Raw genomic sequence first — 23,167 nt, 5'->3', positions numbered from 1 at the left:
GGCCAGGATTCAAGCCTGACGGACGTCGCGCGGCAAGCCCCGGCCGCCGACTGTGCGGTTTCCCCCACCCGGCACGGTTCCGCGTTCCTCCCCGGGCCGGCCGGTCGCCGCCAGGTAGTGCAGCACCGCCAGCACCCGCCGGTTGCCGGCCGCCGACGCGGGCAGCCCCAGCTTGGCGAACACCGCGGTGACGTGCTTCTCCACCGCGCTCAGCGACACGAAGAGCCGGTCGGCGATGCCGGTGTTGGACCAGCCCTCGGCCATCAGGGCAAGCACCTCGCGCTCTCGGGGGAGCAGGGAATCGTCCCAGCCGGAAGCCTCGGGCATGGCTGCACCTCCTCGGTACGGGAAACCGCAGAATCCGGGCGAACCTCTTGTCTCACTCATACCATCTGGATTAAATCCTGGCCATGCGGTCAAAAATTCGCCACCAGGTTCAGAAATCTCGCCTGTTCGCCGCCGTCCTGGCCGGCGTGGTGCTCAGCGGCGGGCTCGCCGCCCCGGCCCTCGCCCGGACGGCCCGCGTCCCCGCCGCGGCCCAGGACGCCACCGACGAGCAGTTCCGCTGCTTACTGGACGGCGTCGTCAAGCCGCCCGTGCCCGGCGCGATCCTCACCGTGACCGGCCCCGGCCGCAGCTTCGACGGCGCGGCCGGCGTGTACGAGCTCGGCGGACGCCCCCTGCGCCCCTCCGACGCCTTCCGGGCGGCCAGCGTCACCAAGACGATGACCGCGGCCGTCGCCCTCCAGCTCGCCGAACGCGGCGACCTGCGCCTGGACGCCCCCATCGGCACGTACCTGGACCGGAAGCTGGTCGCGCGCATCCCGTACGGGTCGCGCATCACCGTCCGGCAGCTCCTGGACCACACCGCCGGCCTGTACGACTACGTCGGGGACGAGAAATGGTTCCAGTACGTGCTCGACCACCCGGACAAGACCTGGAAGCCCCTGGAACTGGTGGACTGGGCGCTGCGCTCGGGCAAGCCCTACTTCGCGCCCGCCAAGGGCTACCACTACTCCGACACGGGCTACGTCCTGGCCGGGCTGGTCATCGAGAAGGCCGCCCGCAAGCCGCTGCACCAGGTGTACCGGTCGATGTTGCTGCGTCCGCTGAAGATGGACCGCACCTACCTCGAACACCCGGAGGCGCCCCGCGGCCCGCGCGCCCACAACTACCTCGGGGAGCGCGACACCTACGACTTCAACCCGACGTTCGACACGTTCGGCGGGGGCGGCCTGGTCTCCACGGGGGCCGACCTCAACCGGTTCATGCGCGGCCTGTTCGAGGGCAAGGTCTTCAAGCGCCCGGCGACGCTCCGGACGATGGTGCGCAGCACCCCGCAGAGCGTCAAGGCCGGCTCGCCGTACGGGCTGGGCATCGCCCGGCTGACGGCGACGGGCGACGCGGCCTACGGGCACAGCGGTTTCTTCGGCGCGTTCCAGGTCTACGTGCCGAAGAAGCGGGTCGCGGTGACCGGCTCCCTCACCCAGTCGGAGATGGTGACCAAGAAGCAGAACAGCCGGTTCATCGAGAGCGCCCTCCGGCTGGCCGTCGGCAGGCCGCCCGCCGACCTCTGCGCGGGCCGGTAGCGGCCGGGGCGCCGGCCGCCGCGCGCCTAGACTTGTCACCTGTCCGAAAAAGGAGTGAAGGTGGCCGGCACAACGACCCCTGACCCGCCCGCCGAGGTGCTGGCCGAGGCCGCGGCCGCCTTCGCGCTGCTGGCCTCGCCGCCCAGGCTGCACATCGTGTGGGCGCTGGCGCAGGGCGAGTGCGACGTGTCCGGGCTGGCCGAACGGGTGGGCGGCGCGCTGCCCGCGGTCAGCCAGCACCTGGCCAAGCTGAAACTGGCCGGCCTGGTCCGCTCCCGCCGCGAGGGCCGCAGGGTCGTCTACCTGATCGACGACGAGGACGTCGTGGCCACCGTGCGCGGCCTCGTCGGGCGGCTCTCGCAACGGGCCGGCGCCTCCGGAGGACGCGTCCATGGTCTGGGCGCCTGACGCGCCGACCAGGGCCGGCGGTCCGGCCACGCTGAGCCAGCTCCAGACCCTGCGCCTGCTCGACACCGGGCCACGCGGCCTGACGGAGGCGCAGGCCGAGGCCCGCCTGCTGGAACGCGGCGAGAACACGATCCCCGCCCAGCGGCCGGTGTCCTGGCCGCGCCGCCTGGCCCGCAGCCTGCGTGACCCGTTCACCATGACGCTGCTCGCGCTGGGGCTCGTCTCCGCCGCGATCACCTCCTGGGGGACGGCGGCCGTCATCGTCCTGCTGGTGGCGGCCAGTTGCCTGCTGCGCTCCAACGGCGAGTTCCGCGCCGACCGCTCGACTGCGGCCCTGCGCAGGCTCGTGGCCACCACGGCCACCGTGAGACGGCGCTCCCGCGACGGAGGCGAGCCGCGGGAGCGGGAGATCCCCGTCGACCAGCTCGTCCCCGGCGACGTGATCAAGCTGGGGCCGGGCGACCTGGTCCCCGCCGACGTGCGGCTGTTACGGGCCGCCGGCCTGACCGTGCACCAGGCGGCGCTGACCGGCGAGTCCGCGCCCGTGCCCAAGCGGGCGCGCGACCTGCCCGAGGGGGACGACCATCTGTGCTGGCAGGGCAGCAGCGTGGCGTCCGGCAGCGCGCTCGCGGTGGTGACGGCCACGGGAGGCGGCACCCTGTTCGCCGGCGCCCACCACGCTCCGGCGCGGCAGCGTTCGGCCTTCGACCAGTCGGTGAACGGCATCTCCTGGATCCTGGTCCGGCTCATGCTGGTCATCCCGCCCGTGGCGCTGGTGGCCGGCGCGGTCCTGCGCGGCAAGGGGCTGGAGGCGCTGCCGTTCGCGGTGGCGGTGGCCGTGGGGCTGACGCCCGAGATGTTGCCGGTCGTGGTGACCACGGCGCTCGCCCGGGGAGCGGCGCTGCTGGCCCACCGGGGCGTGATCGTCAAGCGGCTGCCCGCGCTGCACGACGTGGGGGCGATCGACGTCCTGTGCATGGACAAGACCGGCACCCTGACGCGGGACCGGCCCGTGCTCAGCGCGTCCGTCGGCCCCGGCGGCGCGCCGGATCCCGAGGTGCTGCGCTGGGCGGCCGTCAACAGCTTCTGGACGCTGCACCTGACCGATCCCCCGATCCCCGACCCGCTGGACGAGGCGATCCTGGAGTGCGCGCCCGACCTGGGCGGCACCGAAGGGCTGGAGGCCACCCCCTTCGATCCCGCCCAGCGGCTCTCCCGCGCGGTGGTCCGGGACGGCGGCGCGAACGTCGTCGTGGTCAAGGGCGCCGTGGAGGCGGTGCTCGGCCGGTGTGCGATGAGCCCGGGTGATCGCCTGCGGGCGGGCGAGGTCGCCCGAGCCCTGGCCGAAGCCGGTGCGCGGGTGCTCGCGGTCGCCGTGTCCGATCAGCACGCCGATCAGCACGCCGATCAGTACGCCGGGCACTCCCCCGGCGATCCCGTCGTGGAGGGCGGGCTGAGGCTCACCGGATTCCTCACCCTCGTCGACGAGCCGTCGCCGGACGCCGCCGCCGCGCTGGCGCTGCTGGCCCGCAGGGGCATCGCCCTGAAGGTGCTGACCGGCGACCACCCGGCCACCGCCGCCCGGACGTGCCGGGAGCTGGGCCTCGACGTGGGGGCGGTGATCGAGGCGGCCGACCTCACCCCCGCCGCCGCCGAACGGGCCACGGTGATCGCCCGCTGCACCCCGGACGACAAGGCCCGCGTCGTCCGGGTGCTGCGCGAGGCCGGGCACACGGTCGGCTTCCTCGGCGACGGCGTCAACGACTCGCCCGCCATGCGCGCCGCCGACGTCGGCATCTGCCCGCGCGCCGCCGTGGACGTCACCCGCGAGACCGCCGACGTCGTGCTGGCCGGCAAGGACCTGTCGGCGATCGACCACGCGATCGTCGCCGGACGGCGGAGCACCGGCAACATCGTCACCTATCTGCGCATCGCGCTGTCGTCCAACCTCGGGAACGTGATCGCGATGCTGGCGGCCGGGCTGGCGCTGCCGTTCCTGCCGATGTTGCCGGTCCAGGTGCTGCTGCAGAACGTCTGCTTCGACGTCGCCCAGCTCGCCTTCGCCTTCGACCGGGCCGCGCCGGCCGTCCTGCGGGGGCCGTTCGGGCTGCGTCCGCGCGGCATCCTCGGGTTCATCGCCGGTTTCGGGGCGCTCAACGCCGGCGTGGACCTGGCCACCTTCACCGTCCTGACCCAGGTCGTCGGCGTGGTCGACGAGCGGTCCTTCCACACGGGCTGGTTCATCGAGAACCTGCTCACCCAGGCCGTGATCATGCTGCTGCTGCGGCCCGTCGCCCCGGTCTCCCCGCCGCTGTGGCTGGCCGCGGGGTCGCTCGCGGCGATCGCGTTGCTGCTGCCGCTCTCGCCGCTGGCCGCTCCCGTCGGCCTGACCGCCCTGCCCGTCACGAGCTGTCTGTGGCTGGCGCTCGTGGCCGTCCTGTACGGCGGGGTGCTGGCCGTACTGAACCGCCGCAGACAGTTGTAGAGTTGCGCAATGTAGCAACCGTCATGCCGGGCCGGACCGCTAGGGCGAACACATGCGTGCAGGGGAGCATCGGAGGGTCGCCGCGCTCATCGTGTGGGCGCTGGTGTGCGTGCTCGACGTCTGCCTGTGGGCCTGGATCGACTAGGCCGCGCAGGAGTCCGACAACTTCCCCGACGACGCCAACGCCGTCCTGGTGGGCCTGGCGGACGGCGTACCGGACGGCGTGCTCGACGGTCCCGCGGACGGCGTGCCCATGGCGACGGGGGCGCGGTGCGAGCGGGCGATGGCCTTGCGGACGTCGGCGCGGATGCGCGGGAAGTCCGGATACGCCGGGTTGTAGCGTGGCGGGACGATGGACAACGTCCCGACCCGCCCGCCCTTGACCTTGTCGGCCAGCGGCACCAGGTCCTGCAACAGCCCGCGCGGGATGTCGGTCCTGAACGTCTGCCGGGCCGCGCCGGCCAGCTGCTTGAACTTCAGCAGCACGGTGGCCGGGTCGAGCTGGTCGAGCATGGCGGAGATGACGCAGTGCTGGCGCCGCATCCGGGCGTGGTTGTCGCCGCCGGCGCAGCTGGAGCCGTCGTGGTCGCGCGCCCTGCCGTACCAGAGCGCGTCGTTGCCGTTCAGCCGGCGGGTGCCCGCCCTGATGACGCCGCCGTCGCTGCGGCCGACGCCGTAGCAGATGTCCTGCTCGACGTGGATGCGCACGCCGCCGAGCGCGTCGATCAGCCGGGCCACGCCCCACATGTTCACCAGCACGTAGTAGTCGATCTTGAGGCCGAGGATCTGGCCGACCGCGCCCTTGACGGCCTCCGGCGCCCGGGTGGGGGCGTTGTGGAACAGCGCGGGATGGGTGTCGGCGTAGGCCCAGACGCCGTTCAGCAGGTCCTCCGACCCGCGGCCCGCCCCCTGGACGTAGAAGCCCTTGGGCGGCGGGAACAGCCTGCCCATCACGCTGTCCTTGGGGAAGGGCGCGTTCTCCATCTCCCTGGGCAGCGCGAACAGCACGGTCTCGCCGGTCCTGACGTCGATGCTGGCCACGTTGAGGCTGTCGGTGCGGATGCTCGTCCCGGTCCGGCCGCGTGCGCCGTCGCCGCCGAGCAGCAGGATGTTCACCCTGGTACGTCCGGCCCAGGGGTCTTCGTGGTTGATGGGGGTGGGCTCCGGGGCGTCGAACACGTCGGTCAGCGTGGCGTCCACCTCCGACACCGTCTGCGAGGCCACCACGAACGGCGACACCACGGCCGCGACCAGCAGCAGCGCCAGGCCGTCCGACCAGATCAGCCGCCGCCGCGGCCGCAGCACCGTGTACGAGGCGACCACCAGCAGCCCCCACGCGACGCCGACGCCGAGCGCGCCGCCGCCGATCGCCTTGGCCCAGGCCGCCTCCGTCGCCATGGCCATGCCGCCCGCCGAGATCGCCACGACGGCCACCGCGACGCCCGCGGCCAGGAACAGCCCCAGCAGCGCCAGCCCGAGCACGCGGTACCCGGCCCGCAGATGGGCCGCGCCCGGAATCACGATCGACAGCGCCGCCCAGCCGATGGCTGCCCCCGCGCCCCGTTTGGTCCCCATGTGCCCTCATGATCTCTGTGCCACCCGACCCCGAGATCATAGATTCGGGCCTAATTGCCCATGTGCGCAACTTTTTGACTAAATATCCACCCGAACACCCCACCCCCCGAGCTCGGCCGACGGCCACGAGCCCGGGGAGAAGGCGTCAGTCCACGTACGCCCACAGGTCGTAGGTGGAGGAGCCCGGGTAGCTCTGCGGATAGTGCGTGCTGCACCACCAGGTCTGCCAGCGTCCGTTCTCCTGGCCCGAGCGGCCGAAGGAGAGGCAGATGTCGTAGGGCAGGTTGGTGTAGACGACCTGGAGCGTGGATGTGGCGTGTGCCGGCGTACTCGTGGCCAGGACAGGCGCCAGGGCGGTGACCGCGACAAGCGCCAAGGCGGTGATTCTGCGACGCACCAGCTCTCCCCTCGTGAAGGTGTGAGAAGCGATCACCGTGAATTGCACGACAGGGCTCGCCCCCACCGCAAGATCGGCCCTCGACGGACCGCGACGACCAGCGCGAACGTCTCGGAGGCGGTGAAAGGTTCATTTCGTCCTGACATCCGGCGGGTCCGTGGCGGTGCCGTGTCAGCACGACGTCGGCGCCGTGTCAGCGCACCCGACGATGCTCTACGCATGAACAGCTCACCGGGCACGGCACTCGCGCCTCGGCCTCGGCTATTCAGCGTTGCTAAGTACCGCTAGTCCGTGTCACTATGTAGCAGTACTCAGCAGTGCTAGGTAGATGGCGAACCGGAGAAGAAGGAGGGACCGTCCGATGACGGCACAGCCGGTCCAGGCGATCCGCGTGCGGGGCCTGGAGAAGTCGTACAAGGAGCTGCACGTCCTGCGCGGCGTGGACTTCGAGGTGGCGCGGGGCAGCATCTTCGCCCTGCTCGGCTCCAACGGAGCCGGCAAGACCACGATGGTGAAGATCCTGGCCACGCTGCTCAAGGCCGACGCCGGCACGGCCACCGTCAACGGCCTCGACGTCGCCAAGCAGGCCGCGGACGTGCGCGAGTCCATCAGCCTGACCGGCCAGTTCGCCGCCGTGGACGAGATCCTCAGCGGGCGGGAGAACCTGGTGCTGGTCGCCCGGCTGCGGCACCTGAAGAACCCGGGGAAGATCGCCGACGAGCTGCTCACCCGGTTCTCGCTGACCGAGGCGGGCGGGCGGAAGGTGGCGACGTACTCGGGCGGCATGCGACGCCGCCTCGACATCGCGATGAGCCTCATCGGCGACCCGCCGGTCATCTTCCTCGACGAGCCCACGACGGGGCTCGACCCCCAGGCCCGCATCGAGGTGTGGCAGGCCGTCAAGGAGCTCGCCGGACGCGGCACGACGGTGCTGCTCACCACCCAGTACCTGGACGAGGCCGAACAGCTCGCGGACCGGATCGCGATCCTGCACGAGGGCCGGATCATCGTCAACGGCACCCTCGCCGAGCTCAAGCAGCTCCTCCCGCCCGCCAAGGTCGAGTACGTCGAGAAGCAGCCGACCCTGGAGGACGTCTTCCTCACCCTCGTCGGCACGAAAGCCTAAGGACAACCACGATGAGCAAGCACTTCTTCGGTGACACCACCGTCCTGCTGGGACGGTCACTGCGCCACATCACGCGCAGCCCGGACACCATCATCACGACCGCGATCATGCCGATCGCCATGATGCTCATGTTCGTCTACGTCTTCGGCGGCGCGATCAGAACAGGGTCGGACTCGTATGTGAACTACATGCTGCCCGGCATCCTGCTCATCACGGTCGCCTCGGGCATCGCCTACACCGCGTACCGGCTGTTCATGGACATGAAGGGCGGCATCTTCGAGCGTTTCCAGTCGATGCCGACCGCGCGCTCGTCCGTGCTGTGGGCGCACGTGCTGACCTCGCTGATCGCCAACCTGATCTCCCTCGTGGTCGTGATGCTCGTCGCCCTGCTCATGGGCTTCCGCTCGGGGGCCGGAGTGCTCGCGTGGCTGTCGGTCGCGGGCATCCTGATCCTGTTCACCCTGGCGCTGACCTGGATCGCCGTCATTCCCGGCCTGTCGGCCAAGACCATGGAGGGCGCGAGCGCGTTCTCCTACCCGCTCATCTTCCTGCCGTTCCTCAGCTCGGCGTTCGTGCCCACCGACACCATGCCCACCGTGGTGCGGGTCTTCGCCGAGAACCAGCCGGTGACCTCCATCGTCAACGCCGTCCGCGCCCTGTTCAGCGAGCAGCCGGTCGGCAACGACATCTGGATCGCCCTGGCCTGGTGCGTCGGCATCCTCGTCGTCGCCTACTTCTTCGCCATGAACACCTACCGCCGCAAGATCTCCTAGGACGTGAAGGAACGACCATGACCGACTCCCTCCACACCCTCGCCTCCATGCCGACCGAGCGCCGCCGCGGCTGCCCGTTCGACCCGCCCGAGGCCCTGGTCGAGGCCCACGAGCACGGCCCGATCAGCCGCTTCACCTTCCCCAGCGGCCACGAGGGCTGGCTGGTCACCGGCTACGACCTGGCCCGGTCGGTCCTGGCCGACCCGCGCTTCAGCTCCCGCAAGGAGCTCATGGTCCAGCACCCGCTGATCGACTACGGCGACATCGAGGTGCCCCCGGCGCCGCCCGGCGAGTTCCTGCTCATGGACGAGCCGCAGCACAGCCGGTACCGCAAGCCGCTGGTCGGCAAGTTCACCGTCCGCCGCATGCGCCTGCTGACCGAACGCGTCGAGCAGGTCACCGCCGAGCACCTGGACGCCATGGAGAAGGCCGGCACCCAGGCGGACCTGGTGACCGCGTTCGCCAAGCCCATCCCCGCCGTCGTCATCTGCGAGCTGCTCGGGGTTCCGTACGAGGACCGGGGCTTCTTCCAGGAGAACATCGACAAGTTCCTCGGCGGGGAGGTCGGCGACGACGAGCTGATCGCCGCCTACCTCGCGACCCAGCAGTACCTCGCGCAGCTCGTCGCCGCCAAGCGCGCCAACCCGACCGACGACGTGCTCAGCGACCTGCTCGACAGCGACCTCACCGACGAGGAGCTGCAGGGGATGGCCCTGATCCTGCTGTCGGCCGGGTTCGACACGACCGCGAACATGCTGGCGCTGGGCACGTTCGCGCTGCTGCAGAACCCGGACCAGCTCGCCGCGCTGCGCGACGACCCCGGGCTCGTGGACGGCGCCGTGGAGGAGCTGCTGCGGTACCTGAGCGTCGCCAAGCAGTTCCACCGGGTCGCGCTGGAGGACGTCGAGCTGGGCGGCCACACCGTCAAGGCCGGTTCGACCGTCATCCTGTCCCTCAGCACCGCCAACCGCGACCCCGAGCGCTTCCCCGACCCGCACACGCTCGACCTGCGCCGGCAGAACGGCGGCCACCTGGCCTTCAGCCACGGCATCCACCAGTGCCTGGGGCAGCAGCTCGCCCGCGTCGAGATGCGGGTCGCCTTCCCCGCCCTGCTCAACCGCTTCCCCACGCTGAGGCTGGCCGTACCGGCCGAGGAGGTCGCCCTGCGCCCGGAGACCGCCGACATCTACGGGATGAAGAGTCTCCCGGTCGCCTGGGACGCCTGACCCCCGACCGGCGACGCCGGGCGACGGCGAAAAGGCGGTCCCTCCCCCTTGATGCGTTGTGCTGGATGGACCTTTCCATTCGGATGGAGGCGTCATGGGGGCGGGTCGGCCACTGGAGTTCCGGTCGTCCCCGAGCGCTGAAACTCAGGCCGAACGGCCCCCGTCTCCCTACGCATCCATACGTTTTCTTGACGCCCCGACTCGGCCAAACCCCCTCAAACCGTCGCTAGGGTGCGATGCGTATTTACGCGGCCTTGACGGGGGGATGACCGAGAATGGTGCTGGCGAAACGGCCGGCGGCTACGGAAGGAACGCTGCGTTCCTGGCTCCTCCAGGGCCTGCAGACCGACCGCGGGCAGATCGAGCACGGCCCCCATGTGAAGCACCCGTGGTGGCGGGTCATGTGCCTGACCGGCGTCGACTACTTCTCCACCCTGGGCTACCAGCCCGGCATCGCGGCCCTGGCGGCCGGGTTCCTGTCGCCCCTGGCCACCCTGTTCCTGGTCGCGCTCACCCTGCTGGGCGCGCTGCCGGTCTACCGCCGGGTCGCCGCCGAGAGCCCGTACGGCCAGGGCTCGATCGCGATGCTGGAGAAGCTCGCCCCGCAGTGGTGGGGCAAGATCTTCGTCCTGGCGCTGCTCGGGTTCGCGGCCACCGACTTCGTCATCACCATGACGCTGTCGGCGGCCGACGCCACGGCGCACATCCTGGAGAACCCCTTCGTGCCCGACTTCCTGGCCGGGGGGCGGGTGATCGTCACCCTCGTGCTGCTGGCCGCGCTCGGCGGGGTGTTCCTGATGGGCTTCAGCGAGGCGATCGGCATCGCGGTGCTGCTCGTCCTCGTCTACCTCGCTCTGAACGCGGTCGTCGTCGCCACCGCCCTCACCCGGGTCGTCCAGGCGCCGCAGGTGGTCGTGGACTGGCAGCGTGCCCTGAGCCTCGACTTCAGCAGCCCGCTCACCATGATCGGGCTGTCGTTGCTGGTGATGCCCAAGCTGGCGCTCGGCCTGTCGGGGTTCGAGACCGGCGTGGCGGTGATGCCGGTGGTCAAGGGCGAGGTCGGGCAGCGGATCAAGGGCACCAAGCGGATGCTCACGGTGGCGGCGTCCATCATGAGCGTGTTCCTGATCTGTTCCAGCTTCGTCACCACCGTGCTGATCCCGCACGAGGAGTTCGAGGAGGGCGGCCGGGCGAGCGGCCGGGCCCTGGCCTATCTGGCGCACGGCTACCTGGGCGACTGGTTCGGCACCGTCTACGACGTCTCCACCATCACGATCCTGTGGTTCGCGGGGGCGTCGGCCATGGCGGGGCTGATCAACCTGGTGCCGCGCTACCTGCCCCGCTACGGCATGGCCCCGGAGTGGACCGGCGCGGTCCGTCCGCTGGTCCTGGTGTTCTCCGTGATCGCGTTCGCCATCACGATCATCTTCGACGCGGACGTGGAGGCCCAGGGAGGCGCGTACGCCACGGGCGTGCTGGTGCTCATGTTGTCGGCGGCGGTCGCGGTGACCCTGTCGGCGTACAAGAAGAGGCAGCGCGGGGCCACGGCCGGCTTCTCCGTGATCACGGCTGTGCTCGTCTACACGCTGGTCGACAACGTGATCGAGCGGCCGGACGGCGTGAAGATCGCCTCGTTCTTCATCGCGGCCATCGTCGTCACCTCGCTGATCTCCCGCGCCACCCGCTCCACGGAGCTGCGGGTGACCGAGGTGCGCCTGGACACGCTGGCCGAGCAGTACGTCAACGACGCCTGCGGAGACCTCCACCTGATCGCGAACGAGCCCCACCAGCGCGACCAGGACGAGTACCACGACAAACTACGCGAGACCTGGCTCAACCACCGGCTGCGCAGCTCGGAGCCGGTGCTGTTCGTGGAGGTCTCGGTGCCGGACGCGTCCGAGTTCGAGACCGAGCTGCACGTCAGGGGCGAGGAGCGGTACGGGCACCGGATCCTCACCATCGAGAGCTCGGCCGTGCCCAACTCGCTGGCCGCGCTCCTGCTCCACCTGCGCGACCGGACCGGCTCGGTGCCGCACATCTACTTCCACTGGACCGAGGGCAACCCGGTCGTGGCGATGCTGCGCTACCTGGTCTTCGGCGGCGGGGACGTGCCGCCGCTGACCCGGGAGGTGCTGCGCCAGGCGGAGCCGGACCTGGAGCGCCGCCCGCACGTCCACGTGGGCTGACGCGCCGCGCGGAGGGGTCCGCGTATGGATCGCGTGAAGAATCGGGCCGCCGCCGTAGGGAAGCCGTCAAGAAACGCCAAACGGGGCTTTTCCCGGGTTTTCCTTGGTCTGGAACCGCTCATTCCGGGCGGTAAGGAAATGTTCCAGAGCTGAGGAGTGGGGATGGCAGACGTCATCTTCGTCGCCCTGACGATCGCGGTCTTCGTGGTCTTCGGGCTCGTGGTGAAGGCGGTGGAGCGCCTGTGAGCGCGATCAACGCCACCGGTCTCGTGGTGGCCGCGGCCCTGGTGATCTTCATGGTCGCCGCCCTGCTGTTCCCGGAGCGGTTCTGATGAGCACGACCGTCGCAGGAATGATCTTCATAGCCTCGCTGATCGCCGCGCTCGCGCTGGTGCACAAGCCGCTCGGCGACCACATGTACCGCGTCTACTCCACGACCAGGCACAACGCGGTCGAGCGCGGGATCTACCGGCTGCTCGGGGTGCGCGCCGACGCCGAGCAGAGCTGGCCGGTCTACGCGCGCGGCCTGCTCGCCTTCTCGGTCGTCTCCGTCCTGGTCGTGTACGGCCTCCAGCGCCTTCAGGACAAGCTGCCGCTCAGCCTGGGCATGGAACCGGTCACCGGTCACATCGCCTGGAACACCGCGATCAGCTTCGTCACCAACACCAACTGGCAGGCGTACTCGGGCGAGTCCACGATGGGCCACCTGACCCAGATGGCCGCCCTGGCCGTGCAGAACTTCGTCTCGGCGGCCGTCGGCATGGCGGTCGCGGTCGCCCTCGTCCGCGGGTTCGCCCGCCGCAGGTCCGGCACGATCGGCAACTTCTGGGTCGACCTGGTCCGCGGCACGCTGCGCATCCTGCTGCCGATCGCGTTCGTCGGGGCGCTGGTGCTGGTCGCGGGCGGCCTGGTGCAGAACTTCTCCGGCGTGCACGAGCTGACCACGCTGACCGGCGGAACGCAGGGCATCACCGGCGGCCCGGTGGCCTCCCAGGAGGTCATCAAGGAACTGGGCACCAACGGCGGCGGCTTCTACAACGCCAACTCCTCCCACCCGTTCGAGAACGCCACGAGCTGGACGAACTGGTTCGAGATCTTCCTGATCCTGGTGATCCCGTTCTCGCTCACCCGCACCTTCGGCCGGCTGGTCGGCCAGGTCCGCCAGGGGTACGCCATCCTCGCCGTGATGGGCGTCCTCGCGCTGACCAGCGTGATCCTCACCAACGTCTTCGAGCTGTCCGGGAACGCCACCGTCCCGCAGGCCGTGGGCGCGGCGATGGAGGGCAAGGAGCTGCGCTTCGGGGTGTCCAACTCGGCCACCTTCGGCGCGGCGACCACGCTCACCTCGACCGGGGCGGTGAACTCCTTCCACGACTCCTACACGCCGTTCGGCGGCATGATGACGATGGTCAACATGATGCTCGGCGAGGTCGCGCCCGGCGGCGTCGGCTCGGGCCTGTACGGCATGCTCATCCTCGCCGTGATCACCGTCTTCGTGGCGGGCCTGATGGTCGGCCGCACCCCCGAGTACCTGGGCAAGCGCATCGGCGCCCGCGAGATCAAGCTCGCCTCCCTGTACTTCCTGGTCACCCCGGCCCTGGTGCTCATCGGCACCGCCGCCGCGATGGGCTCGGCGGAGCAGCGCGCGGGCATGCTGAACGGCGGCCCGCACGGCCTGTCGGAGGTCCTGTACGCCTTCACCAGCGCCTCCAACAACAACGGCTCGGCCTTCGGCGGCCTGACCGTCAACACCCCCTGGTACGACGTCGCGCTCGGCCTGTGCATGGCCTTCGGCCGGTTCCTGCCGATCATCCTGGTGCTGGCCCTGGCCGGCTCGCTGGCGGCGCAGTCGCCCGTCCCGGAGGGCGCCGGCACGCTGCCCACGCACCGGCCGCAGTTCGTCGGCATGGTCGTCGGCGTGACGGTCGTCCTCGTCGCCCTCACCTTCCTCCCGGCACTCGCGCTCGGCCCGATCGCAGAAGGACTGTCCTGACATGTCAACCCCCGTACTGGACAAACCCTCCCCCGCACGCCGGGACGGCCGCGTGGGCGGCGGCCTGCTGGATCCCCGGCAGCTCGTCAGGTCCTTCCCCGACGCGGTCAGGAAGCTGAACCCGGCCACGTTGTGGCGCAACCCCGTCATGCTGATCGTCGAGGTCGGCGCGGTGTTCACCACCGTCCTGGCGGTCGTCGAGCCGTCGTTCTTCGCCTGGGCGACCGTCGTGTGGCTGTGGCTGACCGTGGTCTTCGCCAACCTGGCCGAGGCCGTCGCCGAAGGGCGCGGCAAGGCGCAGGCGGCCACGCTGCGCAAGGCCAAGACCGACACCCAGGCCCGCCGCCTGCGCGCCGGCGGCGGGACCGAGTGGGACCGGGTCGGCGCGCCCGACCTGCGGCAGGGCGACCTGGTGGTGGTCGAGGCCGGCGAGGTCATCCCCGGCGACGGCGACGTGGTCGAGGGCATCGCCTCGGTGGACGAGTCGGCCATCACCGGCGAGTCCGCGCCCGTCATCCGCGAGTCGGGCGGCGACCGCTCGGCGGTGACCGGCGGCACGAAGGTGCTCTCCGACCGGATCGTCGTCAAGATCACCCAGAAGCCCGGCGAGAGCTTCATCGACCGCATGATCGCCCTGGTCGAGGGCGCGAACCGGCAGAAGACGCCGAACGAGATCGCGCTCAACATCCTGCTGGCCGCCCTGACGATCGTCTTCCTCGTCGCCACCGTGACCATGCAGCCGCTGGCGATCTACTCCAAGCAGATCAACCCCGGCGTCCCCGACTCGGTCGCGCTCGACGCGAACGGCGTCACCGGCATCGTGCTGGTGTCGCTGCTGGTCTGCCTGATCCCGACGACGATCGGGGCGCTGCTGTCGGCCATCGGCATCGCCGGCATGGACCGCCTGGTCCAGCGCAACGTCCTGGCCATGTCGGGACGCGCGGTCGAGGCCGCGGGCGACGTGTCCACGCTGCTGCTGGACAAGACCGGCACGATCACGCTGGGCAACCGGCAGGCGGCCGAGTTCGTCCCCGTGGAGGGGATCGGCGAGCAGGAGCTCGCCGAGGCCGCCCAGCTCTCCAGCCTCGCCGACGAGACCCCCGAGGGCCGCTCGATCGTGGTGTTCGCCAAGGAGCGGTACGGCCTGCGCGAGCGCGAGATCCACGGCGCCGAATGGGTGCAGTTCACCGCGCAGACCCGCATGTCCGGCGTGAACCTGGACGGTCGCGAGGTCCGCAAGGGCGCGGCCACCGCGGTCATGAAGTGGGTGCGCGACAACGGCGGCCACCCCACCGACGACGTCGGCCACATCGTGGACGGCATCTCCGCCTCCGGCGGCACCCCGCTGGTCGTGGCCGAGCGGGGCCGCGTGCTCGGCGTCATCCACCTCAAGGACGTCGTCAAGCAGGGCATGCGCGAACGCTTCGACGAGATGCGCCGCATGGGCATCCGCACCGTCATGATCACCGGCGACAACCCGCTCACCGCCAAGGCCATCGCCGACGAGGCCGGCGTGGACGACTTCCTGGCCGAGGCCACCCCCGAGGACAAGCTCGCCCTGATCAGGAAGGAGCAGGAGGGCGGCCGCCTGGTCGCGATGACCGGCGACGGCACCAACGACGCCCCCGCCCTGGCCCAGTCGGACGTCGGCGTGGCCATGAACACCGGCACCTCGGCCGCCAAGGAGGCCGGGAACATGGTGGACCTGGACTCCAACCCGACCAAGCTCATCGAGATCGTCGAGATCGGCAAGCAGTTGCTGATCACCCGGGGCGCGCTGACCACGTTCTCGATCGCCAACGACATCGCCAAGTACTTCGCGATCATCCCCGCCATGTTCGCCGCCGTCTACCCGGGCCTGGACGCGCTCAACGTCATGCGCCTGGCCAGCCCCCAGTCGGCCATCCTGTCGGCGGTCGTCTTCAACGCGCTGGTCATCGTCGCGCTCATCCCACTGGCCCTGCGCGGAGTGCGCTACCGGCCCTCCAGCGCCTCCAAACTGCTCTCCCGCAACCTGTACGTCTACGGCCTGGGCGGCATCGTCGCCCCCTTCGCCGGCATCAAGCTCATTGACCTGCTGATCCAGTTCCTTCCGGGGATGTCATAAATGGAACGCCTGCCAAGCTGGGTCCGCCAGCACCTCGCCGCCCTGCGCGCCGTCGCCGTCCTGACCGCGCTGCTCGGCGTCGTCTACCCGCTGGTCACCACCGGCGTCGCCCAGGCGCTGTTCAACGGCCGGGCCAACGGCTCAATCGTCGACGGCGGCCACGGCAGCGCCCTGATCGGCCAGTCCTTCACCGACAAGGACGGCAACCCGGTCAGGACGTACTTCCAGTCCCGTCCCTCGGCCGCCGGCGACGGCTACGACCCGACCTCGTCGGGGGCGAGCAACCTCGGTCCTGAGGACGTCGTGGACACGCTGCCGGGCGCGGGCGGGGAGGGCAGGAAGTCGCTGCTCACCCGGGTCTGCGCCCGTTCCAGGGCGGCCGGCGAGCTGGAGGGCGTCAGCGGCGCCCGCCCGTACTGCACGGCCGACGGGGTCGGCGCGGTGCTGAAGGTCTTCCCCGGCCGGGCCGTCAGCGTCAACCAGGCGTGCCCCGCCGTCCCGTTCGTCGCCTCCTACCAGGGCGTCACGGTCGAGTGCGGCAGGCCGGGTGAGGACTACTCCGCCGGGCGGACCGTGCCCGTCAGGGGGAACGCCAGGGCGGTCGTCCCCGCCGACGCGGTCACGGCCAGCGGTTCCGGTCTCGACCCGCACATCTCGGTCGCCTACGCCGAGCTCCAGGCGCCCCGCGTGGCCAGGGAGCGCGGCCTCGACCTCGCCCGGGTCAAGGGGCTGATCGGCGAGCACACCACCGGCCGCGTCCTCGGCTTCATGGGCGAGCCCGCGGTCAACGTGCTCGAACTCAACCTCGCGCTCGACAGGGCGTGAGGTGAGGGGCCGGCTGCGGGTCTACCTCGGGGCGGCGCCCGGGGTCGGCAAGACGTACGCGATGCTCGGCGAGGGCCGCAGGGCCCACGAGCGCGGCCGGGACGTGGTCGTGGGGTTCGTCGAGACCCACGGCCGGGCCCGGACCGCCGCCCTGCTGGAGGGCATGGAGATCGTCCCCCGCCGGACGCTCGTCCACCGCGGCGCCACCTTCACCGAGCTGGACGCCGACGCCGTGATCGCCCGCCGGCCGCGGGTGGCGCTGATCGACGAGCTGGCCCACACCAACGTGCCCGGCTCGAAGAACGCCAAGCGCTGGCAGGACATCGACGACATCCTGGACGCCGGCATCGACGTGATCTCCACGGTGAACATCCAGCACCTGGAGTCGGTCAACGACGTCGTCCAGGAGATCACCGGTGTGCCGCAGCGCGAGACCGTGCCCGACGAGGTCGTGCGCCGGGCCGACCAGATCGAGCTGGTGGACATGTCGCCCGAGGCGCTGCGCAGGCGGATGGCCCACGGCAACGTGTACGCCCCCGAGAAGGTGAACGCGGCGCTGTCGAACTACTTCCGCGTCGGCAACCTCACCGCGCTGCGCGAGCTGGCGCTGCTGTGGGTGGCCGGCAAGGTGGACGACCAGCTCGACCGCTACCGCGCCGACCACGGCATCGCGACCACGTGGGAGACCCGCGAACGCGTCGTCGTCGCCCTGACCGGCGGCCCCGAGGGCGACACGCTGGTCCGGCGGGCCGCCCGCATCGCCGCCCGCACCAAGGGCGCCGACCTGCTCGCGGTGCACGTGACCAGCGCCGACGGGCTGGCCGGGGCCGACCCGGGCAGCCTGGCCCGCCAGCGCACACTGGTGGAGGACATGGGCGGCACCTACCACCAGGTCGTCGGCGACGACGTCCCCCGGGCGCTGCTCGACTTCGCCCGCGGCGTCAACGCCACCCAGCTCGTCCTCGGCGCCTCGCGCAGGGGGCGGTTCGCGCAGATCTTCTCCCGCGGCGTCGGCGTGGAGACCACCGCCCGGTCCGGCTCGATCGACGTGCACATGATCACGCACGAGGAGGCCAAGAAGGGCCGGCGGCCGGGCCGCTCGCGCGCCGCGCTCACCCGCGCCCGCCGCACGACCGGCTGGGTTCTCGCGGTGGCCGGGATGCCGCTGCTGACGGCCGCGCTGTGGCCGTTCCGGGACCTGCTGTCGCTGCCCAGCGAGATCCTGTTCTTCCTCTGCCTGACCGTGGGCGTGGCACTGGCCGGCGGCATGTGGCCGGCCATCACCGCGGCCGTCGGCGGGTCGCTGCTGCTCAACTGGTTCTTCACGCCGCCGGTCGGCGAGTTCACCATCGCCGCCCCGGAGAACCTGTTCGCGCTGGTCGTGTTCCTGCTGGTGGCGGCGGCGGTGAGCACGATCGTGGACATCGCGGCCCGCCGCACCCGGCAGGCCGCCCGCGCGAGCGCCGACGCCGAACTGCTGTCCACGCTGGCCGGGCACGTGCTGCGCGGCGAGGCCGCCGTGCCGTCCCTGCTGGAACGCACCCGCGAGACGTTCGGCCTGAGCTCGGTCACCCTGCTGGAACGCCGGCCCGACGCCGCCCACACCCCCGACGACCAGTCAGACCCGGACGTCTGGCGGATCGTCGCCACCTCCGGCGGCGCCCCCTCCACCTGCCCCGGCCAGTCCGACACCGACGTCGTCATCGGCGAGGACCTGGTCCTGGCGGCCAAGGGCGGCCCGCTGGAGGCCTCCGACCGCGCGGTGCTGGAGGCGTTCGCCGCCGAGGCCGCCGTCGCGCTGCGCCAGGAACGCCTCCAGGAGGCGGCCGAACACGCCCGCCCGCTGGCCGAGGCCGACCGCATGCGCACCGCGCTGCTGGCCGCCGTCAGCCACGACCTGCGCACGCCGCTCGCCTCGGCCAAGGCCGCCGTCGAGAGCCTGGGCAGCACCGAGATCGCCTGGTCGGAACGGGACCGCTCGGAGCTGCTGGCCACCGCGGAGGAGTCGCTGGACAAGCTGGACCGGCTGGTGGCGAACCTGCTGGACATGAGCCGGTTGCAGGCGGGCGTGCTCGGGGTGAGCGCGCAGCCCCTGGCGCTTGAGGAGATCGTGCCGCGGGCCATCGACGACCTGGGCCCGCTCCAGGAGCGCATCGACGGCGACGTCTCCGTCGAGCTGCCCGACGTCCTGGCCGACCCCGCGCTGCTCGAACGCGTCCTGGTCAATCTCATGTCCAACGCCGTGCGCTACAGCCCGCCCGGCCGGACCGTGCTGATCACCGCCAGCGGGCACGGCGACCACGTCGAGATCCGGGTGATCGATCGCGGCCCGGGCATCCCGCCGGAGGCGCACGACCGGGTCTTCCAGCCGTTCCAGCGGCTCGGCGACCGCGACAACCACTCCGGCGTCGGGCTCGGGCTCGCCCTGTCACGCGGGCTCGCCGAGGCCATGGGCGGCACGCTCGTACCCGAAGAGACGCCTGGGGGCGGTCTGACCATGATCCTCACCCTGCCCGTCGCCACCCCGCGGAGGACGACCCGGTGACCCGCATCCTCGTCGTGGACGACGAGCCGCAGATCCTGCGCGCCCTGCGCATCAACCTGGTCGCCCGGCACTACGACGTCACCGTCGCGGCCGACGGCGCGTCCGCGCTCAGGGCCGCCGTCGACGCCGCCCCGGACCTGGTCATCCTCGACCTGGGCCTGCCTGACCTGGACGGCGTGGAGGTGATCCACGGCCTGCGCGGCTGGAGCGGCATCCCGATCATCGTGCTGTCCGGCCGGGCCGGGAACCAGGACAAGATCGAGGCCCTGGACGCCGGCGCCGACGACTACGTGACGAAACCGTTCGGCATCGACGAGCTGCTGGCCCGGGTGCGGGCCGTGACCCGGCGCACCGCCATCCAGGAGGCCGAGCTGGCGAGCATCCGGATCGGCGACCACGTCATCGACCTGACGAACAAGACGATCTCCGGCGACGTCCGGCTGACGCCGACGGAGTGGCACATCCTCGACCTGCTGCTGCGCCACCCCGGCAAGCTGATCAGCCAGCGCCGGGTCCTCACCGAGGTGTGGGGCGCGACGTTCGTCAAGGAGACCCACTACCTGCGCCAGTACATGGCGCAGATCCGCCGCAAGCTCGAACGGGACCCGTCCCGGCCCGTCCATCTGATCACCGAACCCGGGATGGGTTACCGCTTCAGACCGTGACCGCGGACGTGCCGCCGCCCGGTCAGGGGCGGAGCAGGGCGCGGACCCGGTCGATGGTCGCGGCGGCGCGTTCCAGGTTCTCCTGGAGGGCGCCGGTCGCGGCGCGCAGGTGCTCGGCGACGAGCCGGCGGTCGGCCAGAAGCGCGTTGCCGCCGAGAAGGGCCTCGGTCCTGGCGCGTTCCTCGGCTTCGGCCCGTTCCCTCGCCTGCTGGATCAGGTCGAGGATCGTCCCGGCGAGCCGGCCGGAGTCCAGGCGCATGGCCCGCGGGTCGAGGCGCAGGTCCCGCACGCCCGCCGCGCAGCTGTACTCGACGCTCACCCAGCCGTCCCGGGACTCGGCCCGTGCCGTCGCGGCCTCGCCGGGCGGCCGTCCCAGCAGGCCGAAGAGGCGGTCGGCATCGGCCGCGAGCCGCTCGGGGTCGATCCCGAGCTCTTCCTCGAAGTTCATGGACGCTCCCATTGGTCACTCCCAGGGGAAGAGGTACAAGCCGTCGGCGTTCTGCTCCGGCGTGAGGCGGCCGGTCAGCGTCTGGCCGCCGGTCATGAGATCGTTGACCGCCTTGCCGCCCGCCGCCTGCGGCAGTCCTGGCGGCAGAGCCGCGCCCGCCCGCCCGCCCGACCAGGGGCCGGAGGACGGGAACCGGCCGCTGAGGCCGTGCGCGGTCAGGTCGCGCTCGATCCGGTCGGCCGTGCCCCAGACCAGCATGGGCCCCTGGGCGAAGGTCGCCGCGGCGAGGTCGTTCAGGCCGTCACGGTCACCGCGGACGGTCCGGACGCCCAGGTCGGCCGCCACCGCCGCGGTCAGGGCGGCGGCGCAGCCGTGCAGCAGCGCGTCGAGCATCGACTCCACCGCCTGGTAGCCCTCGAAGAGCTTGATCAGGCACTGCATGGCCAGGAGCCGGGCCGAGGCCAGGCTGAGCGGCGTGACGGCCGCGGTCAGCGTCCACAGCGCCACCGCCGCCATGGCCGCCGCGACCAGGAACTGGAACAGCACCATCGCCGCCAGTGCGGCCCCCGCCGTGAACAGGGTGAGCGCGGTGACCAGCGCGCGGAGCTCGATGCCGCGGAGGTCGGCCAGGTAGGCGTCCATGCGGCGCTGGAAGGCCCGGCCGTCCTCGCTGCGCCAGCTCGTCGCGGCCACCCCGGCGACGAGGGCCTCGACGTCCAGCCGGGCGGCGACGACGTCGTCGTGGACCGACGACCAGGTGGGGGCGGCGTCGAAGAACGCCTGCGGGTCGTACTGGTGGACGTACATCTTGCCGACGAACGGCCAGGCCGCCGGAACGCCCAGGGCCGACAGCGTCAGCGCCGCGCCCGTGCCCACCATGAGGCCGTGCCGCCCCAGGGCCGCGAGGTTCACCACCGGCTCACGGAACTGGCGCGCTCGGCGCTCTCCCAGGTCGTGATGGACGCGGTCAGGCCGTCCTGGATGCGTGCCACGTCCTCGACCCGGTGGCGCGCCTCCACCATCGTGAACGCCTCGACCTCGTTGTAGGCCAGGGCGAGCGAATAGGTGAAGGACGTGAAGGCGGACTCCGCCACCGTGAGCCCGGCCAGGCTCGGCAGCACGCCGCCGAGCGGCCGGACGGCGTCGGGGAGCCGGGACCTGATCTCCCTGAGCCGGGCGCGCTCGATCTCCACGTCGTACGGGGTGGGGGGCTGTTCAGGAGTGGGATTGGTAGGCATGTGTCGCTTTCGTCCGCATTGTTGACGCCCCCAGCCTCACCTCCCGCGCCCGTGACCGGGGGCGTTTTGACGCCATCCCTATACGAACACGGCGCCCCCTGCACGATCTTGACGGCGCCGCCGTCGTCGCGGTTCACGACGGCGGCGGCGTCATGATCACCCGAACCTCTTCATCCCCGACAGGGCCGCGCCTTCATCGGGTCGCGGGCGGGCCGAACCAGCGGGAGAGATGGGCGTCCAGGTCGTGCTGGTCGTCGCCGGCCCAGGCCACGTGGCCGTCGGGGCGCAGCAGGACGCACGGGACGTCCAGGGCCGCGGTGCGATCCGCCACGTGGTCGACCCGGTCCGACCAGCCGCCGGCGGTCAGGCGTTCGGTGCGGTCCAGCAGCAGGCCGCGGCCGTGACGCAGCAGGCCGTAGAGGCGGCCCTCCTTCACGTCGAGGTCGGGCAGGCGGCGGCCGAGCAGGTCGGGGCCCTCGCCGAAGTCGTAGCGGACGCCGACCGCGGTGATCTTCTCGATCAGGTGGCGGTTCACCTCGTCGATGTCCATGAGTTCGGTGAGCAGCCTGCGCACGGCCTGCGGGCCCGGTTCGGGGGACAGCAGCTCCTTCTGGGCGCGGGTGTTGTCCAGCACGTCCGCGGCGACCGGGTGGCGTTCGGCCTCGTAGGTGTCCAGCAGCGTGGCCGGCGCCCAGCCGCGGACCTGCGCGGCCAGCTTCCAGCCGAGGTTGAACGCGTCCTGGACGCCGAGGTTGAGGCCCTGTCCGCCGATGGGTGGGTGGATGTGCGCCGCGTCGCCGGCCAGCAGCACCCGCCCGAGCCGATAACGTTCGGCCAGCCGGGTGGCGTCGCCGAAGCGGGACAACCAGCGCGGCGAGTGCACGCCGAAATCGGTTCCGGCGAGGGCGCGCAGCGCCTGCCGGAAGTCCTCAAGGGTCGGCGGTTCCGCGCGGTCGCCTGTTCCGACGGCCGGGACGACGACGCTGTAGACCCCGTTGCCGAAGGGCCGGATCCAGAACGGCCTGTGGGGCCCGTGGAGCTCGGCCGCCCTGGCGGTGATCTCCTCCTGCGGCACGCCCGCCTCCATCTCGCCCATCAGCGTCTCGGTCCGCGACGGCTCGCCGGGGAAGCCGACGCCGAGCAGTTTGCGCACCGTACTGCGCGCGCCGTCGCAGCCGACGAGAAAGCGTGCGCGCAGCCGTTCCCCGTCGGCCAGTTCGACGGTCACGCCTTCGTCGTCCTGTTCGAGGGCGGTCACCGCGCGACCGCGGCGGATCTGCGCTCCGAGGTCGATCGCGTGCTCTTCGAGCAGGCGCTCGATGACCGGCTGCGGAATGCCCAGCAAATAGGCGTGCGCGGAATCCAGGCCCTTGGGCACGGGTTTGTCGATGGCGGCGAAGAAACCGGCGGCCGGACGCCGTCTTCCGTGTTCGAGAACGCGTTCCAGCAGGCCGCGCATCGCCATGATCTCAAGGCTGCGAATATGCAGCCCGACTATGCGGACGAACGACTTGGGCTCGGTCTCCTTCTCCAGGACGAGTACCCGTACGTCGTGCAGCCGCAGTTCGGCGGCCAGCATCG

Annotated in this window: 20 protein-coding genes; 13 read left to right on the top strand and 7 right to left on the bottom strand. The window is 71.4% G+C overall.

Annotation, left to right across the window (positions count from 1 at the left end; genetic code table 11):
- Positions 1 to 9: 9 nt before the first annotated feature.
- Positions 10 to 327: a response regulator transcription factor gene (locus tag ACWCSU_RS20190; protein WP_397040871.1), complete on the bottom strand. Its 318-nt coding sequence runs from the start codon at positions 325 to 327 to the stop codon at positions 10 to 12.
- 83 nt (positions 328 to 410) lie between these two features.
- On the opposite strand from ACWCSU_RS20190, the gene ACWCSU_RS20185 reads away from it, so the two are divergent.
- Genes ACWCSU_RS20185 through mgtA form a run of 3 tightly spaced genes read left to right on the top strand, consistent with a single transcriptional unit; the run spans position 411 to position 4,482 of the window.
- Positions 411 to 1,589, top strand: coding sequence for a serine hydrolase domain-containing protein (locus tag ACWCSU_RS20185; RefSeq protein ID WP_449936654.1), 1,179 nt, complete (start codon positions 411 to 413; stop codon positions 1,587 to 1,589).
- Between the two features lie 60 nt (positions 1,590 to 1,649).
- Positions 1,650 to 1,997, top strand: coding sequence for an ArsR/SmtB family transcription factor (locus ACWCSU_RS20180; RefSeq protein WP_357700445.1), 348 nt, complete (start codon positions 1,650 to 1,652; stop codon positions 1,995 to 1,997).
- Positions 1,981 to 4,482 carry a magnesium-translocating P-type ATPase gene (gene mgtA, locus ACWCSU_RS20175; protein WP_449936653.1) on the top strand — a complete coding sequence of 834 codons (2,502 nt, stop codon included), beginning with the start codon at positions 1,981 to 1,983 and terminating at the stop codon, positions 4,480 to 4,482. The genes ACWCSU_RS20180 and mgtA overlap by 17 nt, the downstream gene beginning before the upstream one ends.
- A gap of 141 nt (positions 4,483 to 4,623) precedes the next feature.
- On the opposite strand, the gene ACWCSU_RS20170 is transcribed toward mgtA, so the two are convergent.
- Positions 4,624 to 6,057, bottom strand: coding sequence for an LCP family protein (locus tag ACWCSU_RS20170; RefSeq protein WP_449936652.1), 1,434 nt, complete (start codon positions 6,055 to 6,057; stop codon positions 4,624 to 4,626).
- A 145-nt stretch (positions 6,058 to 6,202) separates the two neighbouring features.
- Positions 6,203 to 6,433 carry a hypothetical protein gene (locus ACWCSU_RS20165; protein ID WP_364100816.1) on the bottom strand — a complete coding sequence of 77 codons (231 nt, stop codon included), beginning with the start codon at positions 6,431 to 6,433 and terminating at the stop codon, positions 6,203 to 6,205.
- A 382-nt stretch (positions 6,434 to 6,815) separates the two neighbouring features.
- Between ACWCSU_RS20165 and ACWCSU_RS20160 the strand changes: the two genes are divergently transcribed.
- From ACWCSU_RS20160 to ACWCSU_RS20115, 10 genes are all read left to right on the top strand, one after another.
- Positions 6,816 to 7,580, top strand: a complete 765-nt coding sequence (locus ACWCSU_RS20160; protein WP_449936651.1) for an ABC transporter ATP-binding protein — start codon at positions 6,816 to 6,818, stop codon at positions 7,578 to 7,580.
- An 11-nt stretch (positions 7,581 to 7,591) separates the two neighbouring features.
- Positions 7,592 to 8,353, top strand: a complete 762-nt coding sequence (locus ACWCSU_RS20155; RefSeq protein ID WP_357700435.1) for an ABC transporter permease — start codon at positions 7,592 to 7,594, stop codon at positions 8,351 to 8,353.
- Positions 8,354 to 8,370: 17 nt separating this feature from the next.
- Positions 8,371 to 9,579 carry a cytochrome P450 gene (locus ACWCSU_RS20150; RefSeq protein ID WP_449936650.1) on the top strand — a complete coding sequence of 403 codons (1,209 nt, stop codon included), beginning with the start codon at positions 8,371 to 8,373 and terminating at the stop codon, positions 9,577 to 9,579.
- Between the two features lie 275 nt (positions 9,580 to 9,854).
- Positions 9,855 to 11,765, top strand: a complete 1,911-nt coding sequence (locus tag ACWCSU_RS20145; protein ID WP_449936648.1) for an amino acid transporter — start codon at positions 9,855 to 9,857, stop codon at positions 11,763 to 11,765.
- Positions 11,766 to 12,007: 242 nt separating this feature from the next.
- Positions 12,008 to 12,097: a K(+)-transporting ATPase subunit F gene (kdpF, locus tag ACWCSU_RS20140; RefSeq protein WP_357700429.1), complete on the top strand. Its 90-nt coding sequence runs from the start codon at positions 12,008 to 12,010 to the stop codon at positions 12,095 to 12,097.
- 20 nt (positions 12,098 to 12,117) lie between these two features.
- The gene (gene kdpA / locus ACWCSU_RS20135) at positions 12,118 to 13,758 is read left to right on the top strand and encodes a potassium-transporting ATPase subunit KdpA (RefSeq protein ID WP_449936646.1); all 1,641 of its coding nucleotides are present in this window, start codon (positions 12,118 to 12,120) and stop codon (positions 13,756 to 13,758) included.
- Position 13,759: 1 nt separating this feature from the next.
- Positions 13,760 to 15,865 carry a potassium-transporting ATPase subunit KdpB gene (gene kdpB, locus ACWCSU_RS20130; protein WP_357700425.1) on the top strand — a complete coding sequence of 702 codons (2,106 nt, stop codon included), beginning with the start codon at positions 13,760 to 13,762 and terminating at the stop codon, positions 15,863 to 15,865.
- Positions 15,866 to 16,690, top strand: a complete 825-nt coding sequence (locus ACWCSU_RS20125) for a potassium-transporting ATPase subunit C (protein ID WP_449936645.1) — start codon at positions 15,866 to 15,868, stop codon at positions 16,688 to 16,690. It abuts the gene before it with no gap.
- A 61-nt stretch (positions 16,691 to 16,751) separates the two neighbouring features.
- On the top strand, positions 16,752 to 19,235 hold the full coding sequence (locus ACWCSU_RS20120; RefSeq protein ID WP_449937027.1) for an ATP-binding protein: 2,484 nt from the start codon (positions 16,752 to 16,754) through the stop codon (positions 19,233 to 19,235).
- Positions 19,232 to 19,900 (top strand): response regulator, encoded by a 669-nt coding sequence (locus ACWCSU_RS20115; protein ID WP_357700417.1) that lies wholly within the window; start codon positions 19,232 to 19,234, stop codon positions 19,898 to 19,900. Before ACWCSU_RS20120 ends, ACWCSU_RS20115 begins: the two co-directional genes overlap by 4 nt.
- Positions 19,901 to 19,922: 22 nt before the next feature.
- On the opposite strand, the gene ACWCSU_RS20110 is transcribed toward ACWCSU_RS20115, so the two are convergent.
- The 4 genes from ACWCSU_RS20110 to ACWCSU_RS20095 form a co-directional block, all read right to left on the bottom strand.
- On the bottom strand, positions 19,923 to 20,348 hold the full coding sequence (locus ACWCSU_RS20110; RefSeq protein WP_357700414.1) for a YbaB/EbfC family nucleoid-associated protein: 426 nt from the start codon (positions 20,346 to 20,348) through the stop codon (positions 19,923 to 19,925).
- 15 nt (positions 20,349 to 20,363) lie between these two features.
- The gene (locus tag ACWCSU_RS20105) at positions 20,364 to 21,263 is read right to left on the bottom strand and encodes a hypothetical protein (RefSeq protein ID WP_449936644.1); all 900 of its coding nucleotides are present in this window, start codon (positions 21,261 to 21,263) and stop codon (positions 20,364 to 20,366) included.
- Positions 21,257 to 21,586, bottom strand: coding sequence for a hypothetical protein (locus ACWCSU_RS20100; protein WP_449936641.1), 330 nt, complete (start codon positions 21,584 to 21,586; stop codon positions 21,257 to 21,259). The genes ACWCSU_RS20105 and ACWCSU_RS20100 overlap by 7 nt, the downstream gene beginning before the upstream one ends.
- 193 nt (positions 21,587 to 21,779) lie before the next feature.
- Positions 21,780 to 23,165 (bottom strand): FAD-dependent monooxygenase, encoded by a 1,386-nt coding sequence (locus tag ACWCSU_RS20095; RefSeq protein ID WP_449937025.1) that lies wholly within the window; start codon positions 23,163 to 23,165, stop codon positions 21,780 to 21,782.
- Between the last annotated feature and the right edge of the window lie 2 nt (positions 23,166 to 23,167).

The organism is Nonomuraea sp. NPDC001699 (assembly GCF_053596455.1).
The sequence above is the reverse complement of the archived record's forward strand: the minus strand, read 5'-3'. Positions and strand labels throughout refer to the sequence as shown.